The 15,283-nt window shown below is 62.6% G+C and carries 16 protein-coding genes and 1 pseudogene; 10 read left to right on the top strand and 7 right to left on the bottom strand.

Features of this window, described 5'->3' with window-relative positions:
* Position 1: 1 nt before the first annotated feature.
* A complete protein-coding gene (locus tag EIO64_RS18625) occupies positions 2–1,027 on the top strand; it encodes a hypothetical protein (RefSeq protein ID WP_136891743.1) in 1,026 nt (341 codons plus the stop codon).
* A gap of 41 nt (positions 1,028–1,068) precedes the next feature.
* Here the strand turns inward: EIO64_RS18625 and dapA are convergent, their stop codons facing one another.
* Positions 1,069–1,962, bottom strand: a complete 894-nt coding sequence (gene dapA / locus EIO64_RS18620) for a 4-hydroxy-tetrahydrodipicolinate synthase (protein ID WP_119310959.1) — start codon at positions 1,960–1,962, stop codon at positions 1,069–1,071.
* Between dapA and EIO64_RS18615 the strand changes: the two genes are divergently transcribed.
* Positions 1,962–2,159: a hypothetical protein gene (locus EIO64_RS18615; protein WP_145985070.1), complete on the top strand. Its 198-nt coding sequence runs from the start codon at positions 1,962–1,964 to the stop codon at positions 2,157–2,159. The genes dapA and EIO64_RS18615 overlap by 1 nt on opposite strands.
* A gap of 7 nt (positions 2,160–2,166) precedes the next feature.
* Here the strand turns inward: EIO64_RS18615 and asd are convergent, their stop codons facing one another.
* Complete coding sequence (gene asd / locus EIO64_RS18610) at positions 2,167–3,252, bottom strand: aspartate-semialdehyde dehydrogenase (protein WP_025545280.1); 1,086 nt, start codon at positions 3,250–3,252, stop codon at positions 2,167–2,169.
* Between the two features lie 193 nt (positions 3,253–3,445).
* Here asd and EIO64_RS18605 point away from each other — a divergent pair, with 193 nt between their 5' ends.
* From EIO64_RS18605 to EIO64_RS18590, 5 genes are all read left to right on the top strand, one after another.
* Complete coding sequence (locus EIO64_RS18605; protein WP_021750224.1) at positions 3,446–4,828, top strand: SpoIID/LytB domain-containing protein; 1,383 nt, start codon at positions 3,446–3,448, stop codon at positions 4,826–4,828.
* 15 nt (positions 4,829–4,843) lie between these two features.
* Positions 4,844–5,869, top strand: a complete 1,026-nt coding sequence (queA, locus tag EIO64_RS18600) for a tRNA preQ1(34) S-adenosylmethionine ribosyltransferase-isomerase QueA (protein WP_025545288.1) — start codon at positions 4,844–4,846, stop codon at positions 5,867–5,869.
* A gap of 51 nt (positions 5,870–5,920) precedes the next feature.
* On the top strand, positions 5,921–7,624 hold the full coding sequence (gene recN / locus EIO64_RS18595) for a DNA repair protein RecN (protein ID WP_136891742.1): 1,704 nt from the start codon (positions 5,921–5,923) through the stop codon (positions 7,622–7,624).
* 131 nt (positions 7,625–7,755) lie between these two features.
* On the top strand, positions 7,756–7,908 hold the full coding sequence (locus EIO64_RS19325) for a hypothetical protein (RefSeq protein ID WP_429835358.1): 153 nt from the start codon (positions 7,756–7,758) through the stop codon (positions 7,906–7,908).
* Positions 7,905–8,258 carry an amidase domain-containing protein gene (locus EIO64_RS18590; RefSeq protein WP_429835357.1) on the top strand — a complete coding sequence of 118 codons (354 nt, stop codon included), beginning with the start codon at positions 7,905–7,907 and terminating at the stop codon, positions 8,256–8,258. Before EIO64_RS19325 ends, EIO64_RS18590 begins: the two co-directional genes overlap by 4 nt.
* A gap of 52 nt (positions 8,259–8,310) precedes the next feature.
* On the opposite strand, the gene EIO64_RS18585 is transcribed toward EIO64_RS18590, so the two are convergent.
* From EIO64_RS18585 to EIO64_RS18575, 3 genes and pseudogenes are all read right to left on the bottom strand, one after another.
* Positions 8,311–9,333 (bottom strand): tyrosine recombinase XerC, encoded by a 1,023-nt coding sequence (locus EIO64_RS18585; protein WP_119310956.1) that lies wholly within the window; start codon positions 9,331–9,333, stop codon positions 8,311–8,313.
* Between the two features lie 430 nt (positions 9,334–9,763).
* Positions 9,764–11,139 (bottom strand): annotated as a pseudogene (gene radA / locus EIO64_RS18580) (DNA repair protein RadA).
* Between the two features lie 51 nt (positions 11,140–11,190).
* Positions 11,191–11,913: an N-acetylmuramoyl-L-alanine amidase gene (locus tag EIO64_RS18575; protein ID WP_136891741.1), complete on the bottom strand. Its 723-nt coding sequence runs from the start codon at positions 11,911–11,913 to the stop codon at positions 11,191–11,193.
* 167 nt (positions 11,914–12,080) lie between these two features.
* Between EIO64_RS18575 and EIO64_RS18570 the strand changes: the two genes are divergently transcribed.
* Both EIO64_RS18570 and EIO64_RS18565 read left to right on the top strand, forming a co-directional pair.
* On the top strand, positions 12,081–12,578 hold the full coding sequence (locus tag EIO64_RS18570) for a spore coat protein CotJB (RefSeq protein WP_025545340.1): 498 nt from the start codon (positions 12,081–12,083) through the stop codon (positions 12,576–12,578).
* Positions 12,578–13,174: a manganese catalase family protein gene (locus tag EIO64_RS18565; RefSeq protein ID WP_021750721.1), complete on the top strand. Its 597-nt coding sequence runs from the start codon at positions 12,578–12,580 to the stop codon at positions 13,172–13,174. Before EIO64_RS18570 ends, EIO64_RS18565 begins: the two co-directional genes overlap by 1 nt.
* Positions 13,175–13,232: 58 nt before the next feature.
* On the opposite strand, the gene EIO64_RS18560 is transcribed toward EIO64_RS18565, so the two are convergent.
* The gene (locus EIO64_RS18560) at positions 13,233–13,478 is read right to left on the bottom strand and encodes a hypothetical protein (RefSeq protein ID WP_021750720.1); all 246 of its coding nucleotides are present in this window, start codon (positions 13,476–13,478) and stop codon (positions 13,233–13,235) included.
* Between the two features lie 177 nt (positions 13,479–13,655).
* The gene (locus tag EIO64_RS18555; protein WP_025545342.1) at positions 13,656–14,306 is read right to left on the bottom strand and encodes a GNAT family N-acetyltransferase; all 651 of its coding nucleotides are present in this window, start codon (positions 14,304–14,306) and stop codon (positions 13,656–13,658) included.
* Between the two features lie 90 nt (positions 14,307–14,396).
* Here EIO64_RS18555 and EIO64_RS18550 point away from each other — a divergent pair, with 90 nt between their 5' ends.
* On the top strand, positions 14,397–15,209 hold the full coding sequence (locus EIO64_RS18550; RefSeq protein ID WP_119310953.1) for a MerR family transcriptional regulator: 813 nt from the start codon (positions 14,397–14,399) through the stop codon (positions 15,207–15,209).
* The last annotated feature ends 74 nt before the right edge of the window (positions 15,210–15,283 follow it).

Here is a 15,283-nt window from a genome sequence, read left to right as displayed (position 1 = left end):
GATGAAACGCAATTACATTCCCTTTATCGCGGGCATGAGCACCATGCTGCTGTTGGTAGGGCTGGTGGGGGCCTCCCTGGCGGGGGAGACCAGGCCGCCCGCTGTCCCTCAGAGCGGAACGCTGAACGGACAGGTGGCCTACGGCGAGGCGGGTGTGGCTCTGTTCGGCAAGGAACAGGTACCTGCCGGCGCTGCCTGGACTACGGAGGACGGAGCGCAGATCCCCACTGTGCTGACCTACACTGATGAAAACGGGGAGGACCACTACTTCATCAGCGCCGAGACCGCGGCGGAGGTGCTGGACATGGTCTACGGCGCGGTGTACCGGGAGGACCTGAACTGCATTGATTTCGGCACTGAGGCGGCCGTAGATGCGGAGGGCAATCCCCGTCTGGACGGGAACGGCCAGCCCATCTACTGGACGGGGGCTGAGTTCTTCTCCAGAAGGACCACGCAGAACGAAGACGGCACGGAGCGCATCATCGCCATCGGCAACCAGAAAGCGGAGATTCAGGTGGGGGACGGCACCTCCGTCATCGTCGGACACGGGCTGGAAGAGGACTCGCCCATCCGGGAGGAACTCATCCAGCGGCAGATGGAGACGCCCACCGTGCCGGAGTATGGCGTCAGCTGCGGGGTGTTCACCGAGGTGGACCCGGCGGTGCTGGATCCAGCCGCCTATCTGGGGCGGTTCGTGGACGGCGTGGCCCTCCAGGGGGCGGATCTGACGTACACCTTCCACTTCATGCCGGAGCTGCCCTATGCCGCCCTGGTGATCGAGAACCAGGGGGACCAGGACATCCTGGTGCGTGTCTTCCGCCCCTGGACCGTGGGCCATATCAACCAGGAGCTGTTCTCCATGGTTCGCATCCCCGCCGGAGAGACGCTGGTCCGGGCTTTCCAGGTCCAGGAAGGGGAGAGCGCCGACCTGCGGAACAAGCTGACGGTGGAAATCACCGGCATCGGTGATGGAGAGGCCCAGGTGCGCCTGTCCTCGGAGCAGTACGGCGGCAGTACCCGGAAATAAACCGAACAGCAGCCGCCCGGCTTTCGCCGGGCGGCTGTGGCTTATACTCTGGAGGTCAGCCCGTGCTTTTCCAGGGCCGCCCTGATTTTCTCCAGCCCGGCCTCGGTGGGGTCGCACAACGGCAGGCGCAGGGGGCCCACGTCCCAGCCCAGCAGGTTCAGCGCCGTTTTGACGGGGATGGGGTTCACGTCGCAGAACATGGCGTCGCAGAAGTCCTTCAGCTCCAGCTGCAGCTTTCCGGCGGCGGCGAAGTCGTTCCGCAGGCACAGCTCCGTCAGCCGGTGCATCTCCGCCGGCAGGACGTTGGCCACTACGGAGATGACGCCCTTGCCGCCCAGCATACAGATGGCCGCTGTCTCGTCATCGTTGCCGGACCAGATGGAGAAGTCCTCCGGGCACAGGTTCCGGGTCTTCTGAATGTTGGAGAAATTGCCCCCCGCCTCCTTGACGCCGTTGATGTTGGGGTGCTTGGCAAGCTCCGCATACGTCTCCGGCGCGATGGTGACGCCGGTGCGGGAGGGTACGTCGTACAGGATCAGCGGCACATCCACGCCGTCGGCGATCACCTGGAAGTGGCGGATGAGCCCGGCTTGGCTGGCCTTGTTGTAGTAGGGCGTCACCAGCAGCAATCCGTCGGCCCCGGCCCGCTCCGCGTCCCGGGACAGGGCCAGGGCGTTCTCTGTGGAGTTGGAGCCGGTGCCGGCGATCACCGGCAGCCGCCCGTCCACGTGGTCCACACAGAACTCGATGGTCCGCATCCGCTCCCGGTAGCTCATGGTGCTGGCCTCGCCGGTGGTGCCGCAGACGATGATGGCGTCGGTGCCGTTTTTCATTTGAAAGTCCAGCAGCTTCCCCAGGGTGGGGAGATCCACGGTCTCTTTGGTAAAGGGCGTGACAATGGCCACACCGGACCCGGTGAAGAGAGGCTTTTTCAATGTACACACGCTCCTTTTCAGCTGGAAATGGGGAATTAGAAATTTTGGTGCCCGGTGGAGCTTGGAAATTTAAAATCGTTCCGCCTGCGGCGGAACACCTCCATTTCAAATTTCCAATTCCTAAATTTGATGCAGGTCTGAGGATAAAAGAGGCGGCCTGCCAACTCCGGCAAGCCGTCTCTTTTGTGGATGTATGAGATGGAATCAGTCCATGTATCCCTTGGCGCACAGCAGCTCCGCCAGGAGCACCGCGCCGCCCGCAGCGCCCCGCAGGGTGTTGTGGGAGAGGCACACGAACTTGTAGTCGTACTGGGTGTCCGGCCGCAGGCGGCCCACGGACACGGCCATGCCGTGCTCCAGGTTCCGGTCCAGCCGGGTCTGGGGCCGGTCAGGCTCCTCAAAGTAGTGGAGGAACTGCTTGGGGGCGGAGGGGAGTTCCAGCTCCTGGGGTACGCCCCGGAAGGCGGCCCAGTCGGCCTTGATCTGCTCTATGGAGGGGGCCTTGCCGTCCGCGAATTTCATAAACACCGCGGCCATGTGACCGTCCTGGCAGGCCACCCGGAAGCACTGGGCGGTGATGGAGGGGCCGTCGGCCCTGACGATCTTCCCGTCCTCCACGCGGCCCCACAGCTTCAACGGCTCCTGCTCGCTCTTCTCCTCCTCGCCGCCGATGTAGGGAATGCAGTTATCCACCATCTCCGGCCAGCGCTGGAAGGTCTTGCCGGCGCCGGAGATGGCCTGATAGGTGCAGACCAGGATTTTGTCCAGGCCGTACTTCTTCAGGGGGTGCAGGGCCGGGACGTAGCTCTGGAGCGAACAGTTGCTCTTCACGGCGATGAAGCCCCGGCGGGTGCCCAGGCGCTTGCGCTGGGCCTCGATCACCGCCAGATGGTCCGCGTTGATCTCCGGGACTACCATGGGTACATCGTCGGTCCACCGGTGGGCGGAGTTGTTGGAGACGATGGGACACTCCAGTCTCGCGTATTTCTCCTCCAGGGCCCGGATCTCCTCTTTCTTCATGTCCACGGCGCAGAAGCAGAAATCCACCATGGAGGCCAGCCGCTCCGCGTCCTGCTCCGCGTCCAGGACCACCAGATTTTTGGCCTCCTCCGGCATGGGGACGTCCAGGGCCCAGCGGCCCGCCACCGCCTCGGCGTAAGGTTTGCCGGCGCTGCGTGCGCTGGCGGCGATGGCCGTCAGCTGAAACCAGGGGTGATGCTCCATCAGCGTGATGAAGCGCTGGCCCACCATGCCGGTGCCGCCGATGATTCCGACTTTGTACTGTTTCATAGTATGTGCCTCCTGCTCCCATGTTGCGGCGGAAAAACGCGATGCCTTCCGTCGATTTTGGTTGAATATGGCGCCGGAATGTACTATAATGATCCATATTGATGTAGAAAGCCTGTACTTCCAGCACGGACATTTGTACATATATTAGCATACTTCTGCGATTCCGTCAAGGTGCATGGCTTGGGGAGGTTCCATGAAAAAAGGCTTGTTCCTGCTGTCGCTGATTGTGACATTTTACGCCCTGGGTACTGTCAGCGCCTCCGCCGTCACCAATGATACGGTGAAGGTGGGGCTGCGGTACGGCTCCTCCGTCATGTCCTCCGCCAACCTGGAAAACGATGAGGGCAGCGGTTACGAGTTCGGGTACTTCGAGGACGACCGGACCTTCGTGTCCCTGGGTGAGACGGACGAGACCGCCATCACCATGGAGCCGGCAGGCCGGGACGGCATCCAGGTGACCATCACCGGCACAGACCGGGTCCTCTATGAGAGCAGGGAGGACACCCTGGCCGTGATGCCCCAGGGCCGGGACCCCGTCACCTGGTTCCGGGGGAACCGCTACCGGGGCGGGTTCGAGTACACCGTCAGCGGCGGCGGGCTGCAGGTGGTGAACGTGGTGGACCTGGAGGACTATGTGAAGGGCGTTCTGCCCTCTGAAATGCCGGGGAACTGGGAGCTGGAGGCCTTGAAGGCCCAGGCCGTGTGCGCCCGGACCTTTGCCTGCCTCACCACCAAGCACCTGTCCGCCTACGGATTCGACGTGTGCAGCTCCACAGACTGCCAAGCGTACAGCGGCATCGGTGAGGCCACCTCCGCCACGGACCGGGCGGTGGAGGAGACGGAGGGGGAGTGCCTCTATTATGACGGCGAGCTGGCCCAGGCCTACTACCACTCCTCCGACGGCGGCGCCACCGAGGACGCGGAGAACGTCTGGGGCACCGACGTGCCCTATCTCCGGGGAAAGGAAGACCCCTACGAGGCGCAGATCTCCATTCCTGATTACAGGTGGACGGTCACCTATACCTGGGAGGAGCTGACCTGGGTGCTGCAGAACAGCGGCTACGACATCGGGGACGTGGTGGACGCCTATGTATCGGAAGTCACCGATCTGGGCAACGTGTATTCCGTGACCTTTGTGGACAGCCGCGGAAAGACCCTGGTCCGCACGGGGGACGATGCCCGGATGGCCTTTTACAGCACCACCCTGGGCAAGAACGTCCCCAGCCTGCGGTTCACCATCACCGGCGGCACCGGGGGCGGCAGCAGCTACGCGGTGAACAGCGCCTCCGGCACCCTGTCGGCTCTGGACGGTGCGTCCGTCATCTCCGGCAGCGGCACCGTCAGCCGCCTAGAGGGGGAGGACCACGCCGCCATCTCCGCCTCCGGAACGGCGGACCTCACCGGCGGCAGCTCCGGCGGGCGGGGCTCCGCCTCCCGGGGCGGCATCACCATCACCGGCACCGGAAACGGCCATAACGTGGGCATGAGCCAGTACGGCGCCAGGGCCATGGCGGAGCAGGGCCACGACTACATCGACATTTTGGAATTTTATTTCACCGGCATCCGTGTCCGGTAACGAGAAGGAAGCAACATGAAGACCAGTGATTTTTACTACGACCTGCCCCAGGAGCTGATCGCCCAGACCCCCATCGAGAAGCGGGACACCTCCCGCCTGATGACCCTGGATCGGGTGAGCGGCGCCACGGGACACCACCATTTCTACGACCTGCCGGACTACCTGAACCCCGGCGACTGCCTGATTTTGAACAACTCCCGGGTGCTGCCCGCCCGTCTGGTGGGACAGCGGCTGCCCGGCGGCGGCATCTGCGAGGTGCTGCTGCTGAACGACAGGGGAGACAAGGTGTGGGAGTGTCTGGTCCGCCCGGGCCGGAAGCTCCGCAAGGGCACCAGACTGTCCTTCGGCAACGGGGAGCTGACCGCCGAGATCGTGGAGCAGCTGGAGGAGGGCGGCCGCCTGATCCGCTTCGACTACGAGGGCATCTTTCTGGAGACGCTGGAGCGGCTGGGCAAGATGCCTCTGCCCCCCTACATCAAGGAGGAGCTCCAGGACCAGGAGCGGTATCAGACCGTGTACTCCAAGGTCCTGGGCAGCGCCGCCGCCCCCACGGCGGGGCTCCACTTCACCCCGGAGCTGCTGGAGAAGATCCGGGCCAAGGGCGTAAAGATCGGGTATGTGACGCTCCATGTGGGCCTGGGCACCTTCCGGCCCGTGAAGGAGGACACCATTGAGGACCACCCCATGCACAGCGAGTACTGCACCATCCCCCAGGAGACGGCGGACCTCATCAACGAGACCCGGAAGGGCGGGGGCCGGTGCATCTGTGTGGGCACCACCTCCTGTCGGACATTGGAATCCTGGGCCGCCGAGGACGGACACATGGAGGCCAAGTCCGGCTGGACGGACATCTATATCTACCCCGGCTACCGATTCAAGGTGATGGACGGCCTGGTGACCAACTTCCACCTGCCGGAGAGCACCCTCATCATGCTGGTGTCCGCCTTCGCCGGGCGGGAGCACGTGCTGGCCGCCTATGAGGAGGCGGTGCGGGAGAAATACCGCTTCTTCTCCTTTGGCGACGCCATGTTCATCAGCTGACATTGCCGCGCCCGGCGGACCTGCCGGGCGCTTTTTCAGAGGAGGAGTCCCATGCTGGAGCTTCTGCACATTGAGAATATCGCGGTCATCCAGGAGGCGGACATCCAGTTCCGCCCCGGCTTCAACGCCCTCACCGGCGAGACCGGCGCCGGCAAGTCCATCGTCATCGACGCCATGGGCGCGGTACTGGGCGGGCGCACCTCCCGGGACCTGGTCCGCACCGGCGCGGACCGGGCCTTTGTCAGCGCCGAATTTTCCCAGGTGCCCGGTGATCTGGCCGGGTTGGCGGAGACCGGAGCTGCCCCGGACGAGGACGGCCACCTGCTGCTCCAGCGGGAGCTGACGGGGGACGGCAAGAACCTCTGCCGGGTCAACGGCCGCCCTGTCACCGTGGCCCAGCTGCGCAGGATCGGAGAAGAGCTGCTGAACATCCACGGCCAGCACGACGGCCAGCAGCTGCTGGACGAGGAGCAGCACCTGAGCTATCTGGACCGCTTTGGCCGGACGGAGGCACCCCTGGGGCGGTATCAGACGACCTATGAAGCCATGGCCGACTTACAGGCGAAGATTCGGGCTCTCCAGATGGACGAGGCGGAGAAGGCCCGGCGGATGGACAGCCTCCGCTTTCAGATCGACGAGCTGGAGCGGGCCCAGCTGGTGCCCGGCGAGGAGGAGAGCCTCACAGAGCGGCGGGACCTGCTGCGGAACGGGGAGAAGTACCTCTCCGCCCTGTCGGGGGCGGACTACTGCCTGAACGGCGGGGAGGAGGGAGGCGGCGCCGTCTCCGCCCTCCGGGACGCGGAAGAGGCCCTCGCCGGTGTCCGCACGCTCTCCGGAGACATGGGGGAGCTGTACCAGCGCCTGGAACAGCTGCGGTGTGAAGCCTATGACCTTGCCGAGATCATTCGGGACAAGCGGGAGGCGTTCGACTTCTCCCCGGCGGAGCTGGACGCGGTGGAGAGCCGGTCCGACCTGCTGTACCGGCTGAAAAAGAAGTACGGCGCCACGGTGGATGAGATGCTGGCCTACCTGGACAAGTGCCGCCGGGAGCTGGATGATATGGAGACGGCGGACGACACCCTGGCCCGGCTGGAACAGCAGCTGGAGAAGGCCCGGAAGGCCGTCCTGGCAGCGGGGGCGGAGCTGACCGCCGCCCGGAAAGAGGCCGCCGCCGTTCTGGAGCAGCGCATCCAGTCCGAGCTCCGGGACCTGGACATGCACAAGGTCCGGTTCGCCATCGACTTCGGGGAGAAGGAGCCGGGCCCCGACGGCTGTGACGCCGTCCGGTTTCTGATGTCTGCCAACGCCGGGGAGGACTTGAAGCCCATCGCCCGGATCGCCTCCGGCGGTGAGCTGGCCCGGATCATGCTGGCTCTGAAAAATGTGCTGGCGGAGCAGGAGTCCATCGGCACGCTGGTGTTCGACGAGGTGGACACCGGCGTCTCCGGCCGTGCGGCCCAGAAGGTGGCGGAGAAGCTGGCCCAGGTCAGCCGCCGCAAGCAGGTGCTGTGCGTGACCCACCTCCCGCAGCTGGCCGCCATGGCGGACACCCACTTCTCCGTGGAGAAGGGGGAGCGAGACGGCCGCACCTATACCCGTGTGGTGCTGCTGGACTGGGAGCAGCGGAAGGCGGAGCTGGCCCGGATCACCGGCGGCAGCCGCGTGACAGAGGCCCTGCTGGCAAGCGCCGGAGAGCTGCTGGACCAGGCGGAGCGCTATCGGAGCGAATTAGGAATGAGGAATCATGCGGAATGAGCAATTTCTGGGTCCGGCTTTGCCGGACCCATTCCAATTGTTCCGCCTGCAGCAGAACACATGAATTCCGAACTCCCAACTGACCAAACGTCCCTCTTTCGCATACAATGGCGGGAAGAGGAGGGGAGCCCATGCGCTTTTTTGCAGACTACGACCGCAGTGCCGCCGTGCTGTATGCCCACCAGTGGGCCTATGGCCGGAACCCGGCCTTTTACGACTACGAGAACGTGGGGGAGACTGCACCAACTTCGCGTCTCAGTGTGTGTTCGCCGGCAGCGGTGTGATGAACTTCACCCCGGATTTCGGCTGGTACTACATCGACGCCAACCAGAAGTCCCCCTCCTGGACCGGGGTGCCCTATTTCTGGAATTTCATGACCAGGCAGGCGCCCTCCGTGGGGCCGGTGGCCCAGCCCTGCGCCCTGGAGGACCTGCAGCCCGGGGACCTGGTGCAGCTGAGCTTCAACGGCCAGGAGTTCCAGCATACGCCGGTGGTGGTGCGGGTGACGGCGCCCATCACCCTGGAGACGGTACTGATCGCCGCCCACAGCTACGACGCCGACAACCGGCCCCTGTCCACCTACACGTTCCAGGACATCCGGTTTCTGCACGTACTGGGCACCATCCGGCCTTAGGCAATCGTTTGCGCAAAATGAACAGGGAAAACCGGCTGGGAGGGAGCGCCTCTCAGCCGGTTTCCTTTTGCTTTTTCCTTGATTTTTTCACGTGTGACAAGGGATTTGCCTTTGCAGCTATCCGCAGGGATTCGTTGTCGATGTGGGTGTAGATTTCCGTGGTGTTCAAATGGTCGTGGCCCAGCACCTCCTGGACGGCCCGGACGTCCACGCCGTTCTGCAGCATCAGCGTGGCGGCGGTGTGCCGCAGCTTGTGGGAGCTGTACTCCGCCGGGTCGATGCCCGCCTGACCCAGCCGCTTTTTCACCATGGCGTGGACCGTGGAGCGGCTGATCCGCTCGTTCTGGGAGGAGAGGAAGAGGGCGTTTGCGTCCCGGCCGGTGATGGGCCGCCGCACTGCCAGATATTTGGCGATGGCGTCCTGGCAGGCGTCGTTCAGGTAGATGATCCGGACCTTGTTGCCCTTGCCAAGAACCCGCAGGGCATCCTCCTGGATGTCGGAGAGGTTCAGACCCACCAGTTCGCTGATCCGCAGCCCGCAGTTGAGGAACAACGTCAGGATACAGTAATCCCGCTCCTGATTTTTGCCGTCCACGGAGTCCAAGAGCTGGATGCTCTCGTCCAAGGTCAGGTATTTGGGCAGGGTTTTCTTCAATTTCGGAGAATCCATATCTTTGACAGGATTTTCACGAAGTAAGTGCATCTTATTGGTGAGGTAGTTGTAAAACGACCGGATCGTGGCGATCTTCCGGGCCCGGGACGCGGCGTTCAGGCCGTAGCCGGAATTCCGGCTGTTCTGGTGCTGGACCCGGTCCCGGCTGAGGTACGTCATGTAGCCGTAAATGTCCGTCAGGGTCACGGAGGCCACGAAGTCCAGATCCACGTCCATAATGTCGATCTCATCCAGAGACCGGTCACACAGGGACGGGTCCCGGGTCTGCTTGAGATAGCGGAAGAAATTCCGCAGGTCCAGAAAGTATTCGTCCACGGTCCGCTTGGAGTGGGCTTTGATGGTCTCGTGGTACGAGAGAAAGTCCCGCAGAATCTGCGGCGCTTCGGTGCGGTAATCAGCCATAACGGTGTCAACTTGCGGGCAGATACTCCGCGCAGCCGCCGGAGCGGCTGCTGGGGGGGTAGGTCGTGCCGGGGGCCTGAAACGGGCCCCGGAGCGGTTTGGCTCTCCCCCAAATTGAACAAAATTTTTATTTTGTTCAATTTTCTGTCTCCCCGCAAAACCTCCTTCCCTGACAGGTCTTTTGAAAATTTCCCGGCCGGACCGCAGCCGCAGCGCCGGCGGCACACGCCGGAATGCGCGGCGCATCTCCGGACCGGACATAAAAACCGCCGCTTTCGGCAAAGCTAGTCCCAAATCCATGGAGATGGGATGATGTGTATGAGTTTGATTCCCTGTACCAGCCAATGTGTGTATCAGCAGGACGGCGTCTGCACGCTGGACAGCGCCGCCGCGGCGGGCCTCCCCGCCCTGGGCGGCGCCTGCGTCCACTTCATTCCGACGGACGAAGGGCGGCTCGGATCGCCTCACCGATATTCCGCACCGGGATCAGACGAAGCCCCGCAGGCGCGGCCAGCTCCCCGGTCCGGCGGGACGGAATCAGGCACTGGGTAAAGCCCAGCCGCCGGACCTCGCTGACCCGCTGGCCCAGCTGGCTGACGGACCGCAGCTCTCCGGTGAGGCCCACCTCCCCGATGGCCACCAAATCCGCCGGCACCGGCCGGTCCAGATAGCTGGAGGCCAGGGCGATCACCGCCGCCAGATCCGCGGCGGGCTCGTCCAGGCTCAAGCCGCCGATGATGTTCAGGTACGCGTCGCAGGCGGAGACCTTCAGGCCGCCCCGCTTCTCCAGCACCGCCAGCAGCATGGCGAAGCGGTTGTAGTCAAAGCCGTTGCTGGTGCGGCGGGGGTTGCCCGCCGGAGACGACACCGCCAGCGCCTGAATCTCCGCCAGCACCGGCCTTGCCCCCTCCATCACACAGGTGACGCAGGTCCCGGGGGCGTCCTCCGGCCGACCGGACAGCAGCATCTCTGACGGGTTCTCCACCTCCACGAGGCCGCTGTCCCGCATCTCGAAGACGCCGATCTCATTGGTGGCGCCGAAGCGGTTCTTGGCCGCCCGCAGGATGCGGTAGGCGGTGTGCTGGTCCCCCTCAAAGTACAGCACGCAGTCCACCATGTGCTCCAGAACCTTGGGGCCGGCGATGGACCCCTCCTTGTTCACATGGCCGATGACGAACACCGTGATCCCCTGCCCTTTGGCCAGCTGCATCAGGGCCATGGTGCAGTCCTTCACCTGGCTGACACTGCCCGCCGGGGACTCCAGCGCGTCATTGTACAGGGTCTGGATGGAGTCCACGATCAGCACGTCCGGCGCCTCCGCCGCCACGGACTCCAGCAGGTCCCCCAGGCTGGTCTCGGAGATCACGAACAGCCGTTCGCTCTGCACGTCCAGCCGCTTGGCCCGGAGCTTCAGCTGGTGCTCCGACTCCTCGCCGGATACATACAGGACCTTATTCTCCCGGCAGAGGCTCTCGCAGATCTGAAGCATCAGCGTGGACTTGCCGATTCCCGGCGCGCCGCCCACCAGCACCAGCGAGCCCTTGACGGCACCGCCGCCCAGGACCCGGTCCAGCTCTCCCATGCCAGTGGAGAACCGGATTTCCGCATCCGCCTCCAGCTCCGTCACCGGCCGGGCCCTGCGGACGGCCCCCCTCCTGCCGGGCGGGAGGCCCCCTTCCCTGCCGCCCGGGCGGCCTGGGGCTGCTCCACGATGGTATTCCACGCCCCGCAGGCCGGGCACTTCCCCGCCCACTTGGGCGTCTCATTGCCGCACTCCGTGCAGTAGAACAGAGTCTTTGGCTTCATTGCAACCTCCCATGGAAAGAGAAAGGAACAAACTGTCTGATCTTTTCTCTTTCAACGCTTATCTGAATTCAGCACGCCCGCCGCGATGGCCGCCGCCAGCTTTGTCTGGTAGGCCGGGTCCTTCAGCTGTTCCGTCTCCGCGGCGTTGGAGAGAAATCCGCACTCCACCAGCACGCCGGGGGCGGTGATCTCCTTCATCAGGTACACCGAGGACGGCACCTGGGCGGCCTTCTTCTCATGTCCGGCGTTGACGGCGCCGTTCAGGGACTCCTGAATGGACGACGCCAGTTCCTCCGCCCCCTCCTGGCGGTTCCAGAACACCTGGGCCCCCCGGGTGGAGGGCGACGACGGCAGGCTGTTCTGGTGGATGCTCAACAGCACCGCGCCGGGCAGCTCATTCACCAGAGCCACCCGGTTGTGGAGGTCGGAGACCTTCTTCTCCCGCAGAGTGGCGCTGCCGGGGTCGTAAATGGCGGCGTCCCCCTCCCGGGTGACGGTGGTGGGCACCCCCGCAAAGGTCAGCAGGTCCCGGACCCGCCGGGCGATGGCGAGGTTCAGGCCGCTCTCCACCGTGCCGTCGGCGGCCACAGCGCCGCCGTCCTCCCCGCCGTGGCCGGCGTCCACCACCACAACGGGAGACGCGCCCTCCTCCCCCGGGGCGAACGCCGCCGTGAAGGCGGCGTTCCCATGCCACAGCACGGCGGAGAGCCCGGCGACAAAACAACACAGCAGCACAACATACGCCACATGGCGCTTTCGGATCAGAATAATCACAGGCGGCACCCCCTGGGGAAAGCCTATTCCCGCCTGCTTATCCCATATTCCCGATTATAGCGGCTCGGACGGCGGAAATCAAGGGCAGGCTCCTCCCGGACCATCTCCGCATAGGATGGCATGGGCGCATGGTTCCCATGCGCACCCTACCCCAGAAGGAGGCATCCATGCAGATGGAGAAACCCAACACCAATACGCCGCCCACGCCGTCCGTGCCTTCCATGCCGCCGTCCGGCTCCTGCCAGCCGAACCAGGGCACTCTGCCCGGCACCTGTGCACCCATGGTGTTTCCCTTTGTAGCCATGCAGGAGGAGAACCCTGTCCGGTACAGCCGGATGGAGGCCCTGCAAACCGGCACCCTGTTCCCGGGGCTTGACCTGCCTTTCAAGGCGGCCATCCAGGCCAAGACGAAAATGGCCAACACCGCCCTGGTGGAGCTGATGGCCCTGGACTTTGCCATTGACGAGCTGGGCCTGTATCTCACCACCCACGCCCAGGATCAGGAGGCGCTGCAGCTGTACTGGTCCTATATCAAGCTGGCGAAAGAGGGCCGTGAGAAGTACCAGAAGATGTACGGCCCCCTGCTGCAGACGGACCTGACGCCGGAGGACGGCTTCGCCTGGCTGAAGGACCCGTGGCCCTGGGAGGAAGGAGGCAATGACTGATGTTCATTTATGAGAAGAAGCTCCAGTACCCGGTGAAGATCAAGAACACCAATCCCAAGCTGGCCTCCGTCATCATCTCCCAGTACGGCGGGCCCGACGGTGAGCTGGGCGCGTCCCTGCGCTACCTGAGTCAGCGGTACTCCATGCCCTATGCGGAGCTGAAGGGCCTGCTGACCGACATCGGCACTGAGGAGCTGGGCCATTTGGAGATGATCGGCGCCATCGTCCACCAGCTGACCAGGGACCTCACCGAGGAGCAGATCCGGACCGCGGGCTTTGACACGTATTTTGTGGACCGGACCGCCGGCGTGTACCCCACCGCCGCCTCCGGCTTCCCTTACAGCGCCGCCAGCATGGCGGTGAAGGGCGACCTGATCGCCGACCTGACGGAGGATCTGGCCGCCGAGCAGAAGGCCCGTGTCACCTACGACAACATCCTGCGCCTCTCCGACGATCCGGACGTCAACGACGTCATCAAGTTCCTCCGGGCCCGGGAGATCGTCCACTTCCAGCGCTTCGGCGAGGGACTGCGGCTGGCCAAGGACAAGATGAACGAGAAGAATCTCTACTTTGTGAACCCGTCCTTTGACAAGTGACCCACTGAATGGAAAGCGCCCGCCCCGGGAGATCGGGGCGGGCGCTTTTTGCGGGGACTCAGTCCCCGTTCTTCATCAGGTCTTCCACCAGGGGCATGAGCCGGGCCTGGTCTTCCTTCCGGTCGGCAAAGAGCTCCAGGGTATCGCCCTGCTCCTCGATGAGGCGGCCGATGGCGATATACCGGGACATGGAGGATTTCAAATTAAAAATGTCTCCCTCCGGGCTCTTCAGGTACACGTCGCCGCCGCACTGGCTGACGGCGTCCAGGAACTCCTGCACGTCCGCTTCGGAACGCAGTCGCATGGGAAACACATCCTTTCTGTATCAGACTCCCAGCCTTCCCGGCTGGTGCTTAACAAAGATACCACGCAGAGCCGCCGGTGTCTATGGCCGAACTGGATAATGTTTCGGAGTGACTCGCTCCAGAATATTGATGAACTGCACAAAAAAACAATTATTTTTTATGCAGTTAATACAATTTCAAAAATTGCAGCCCGCAGCGTCATGAAATACCGTTGCGCGGTCATAAAGAAAGAAATTCATGCTTACGGTCTGCCCGTTTATCTGGAAAAGATGCTCTCTCTGGCCGCGGCGGCACATGCCCTGGTGTTCATAAAAGCCGTAGTTGCAGCTGGTATCTGTAAACAGGTAGAATTCATCCAATCCCTGCTGTTTCAAATAGGCAAGCGCGGAATGAAACAGCTTTTTGCCGATGCCCTTTCCCTGACAGGATGAACGGACAGCAAACAGAGCCAATTCCGCCGGATAGGTCTTTTTGCAGCCGCGCAGCAATTGCTCATCGATCTCATTGACGTTTTGGAAGATTTGAGAGACTGCCCTTCCCTCTTTGGACGCATACAGCTTCACAATGGACAGGATTTGCTGAAATCTGGCAGAGAGGGCGCATCTGTGATCCTTGTTGTTCTTTACCAAAATGATCCCTGCCGCAGTTCCGTCAAGTACGGCCACCTGTGAAAAGGTGTAATTTGTCAGGCAGCTGCGCAGAAAAACCTCCGCCAGCCTGGAAGCCGTTTCGGGACTGCTGAACTCATCATAGTGCCACGTGCTTCGGATGATTTCCTTTAAGGGCTGAAAGTCCTGTTTCTGATATTCTCTGATTTGCATCTCCATGATATTCCCCCTGGTATTGGTCTCGGATACCCCGTATAATAGTCCTTACAGCAGCTGTAATGTCAATACCGGAAAAGGAGCTATTTTGTGATGAGGCAAAACACTGTAAAAATGACCACCGCCCAGTTTGCGGAACTGCACGGTGTCAATCGGAGAACGCTGCATTATTATGACGACATCGGCCTGTTTTCCCCCTGCCAAAAGGGGGAAAACGGTTACCGCTATTACGACGCATCACAGAGCATTGTTTTTGAGTATATCCGTATGCTGAAAGAGTTGAATATGAGCATCGCGGAAATTGCGGACTACTGTAAGCATCCTGCTCCGGAAAAGTTTTTGCAGATCGCAGATCGGAAAGAGGCGGAAATCGATCTGGAGATACGAAGGCTGAAGCGCGCGCGGAACATACTGAAGACCAAAAAAGCGCAGGTGCGTCTTTGCGAGGGCCTGCCGGATGAGGAAATCAGGGTCGAGGAGTGCGGCGCGGTCAAAATTTCTGTTTTGCCGTATGATTTTTCCGGAGACGATTTATCCCGGCTTTTTACCGATTTGAAAAGTCAATGGGGCATTGAGCAGATACGCATGGGAATCGGGAGCTTCCTCTCCCTGGACAAAGTCACCGCCGGGTCCTTTGAAACATACGACGGGCTGTTTACCTATTCGTCCGGCAGCGCATCCGGTCCGCATACGTTCGTCAGGCCGGCGGGGCGGTATCTTTGCGGCTATCAGAAGGGACCTTGGGACAAGGCGCCCGCCATGTACCAAAAAATGATCGACTATGCCCGCCGGCAGCATCTGACACTGACGGGCTTTGCCTACGAGCTTGGATTGAACGAATTTGCGATCTCCAGCCCGGAGGAATACGTCACAAAATTCATGATCCAGATCGATGACCCCTGCTGACGGTACGCCCGCCGGGCACGCATCGCAGCGCAGCCTGCACACAAGCCGAAAGAGCGGGGGCGTGAGCCCCCGCT

Source organism: Dysosmobacter welbionis, from assembly GCF_005121165.3.
GTDB classification, from domain to species: domain Bacteria; phylum Bacillota; class Clostridia; order Oscillospirales; family Oscillospiraceae; genus Oscillibacter; species Oscillibacter welbionis.
This window is presented reverse-complemented; position numbering and strand designations above follow the sequence as displayed.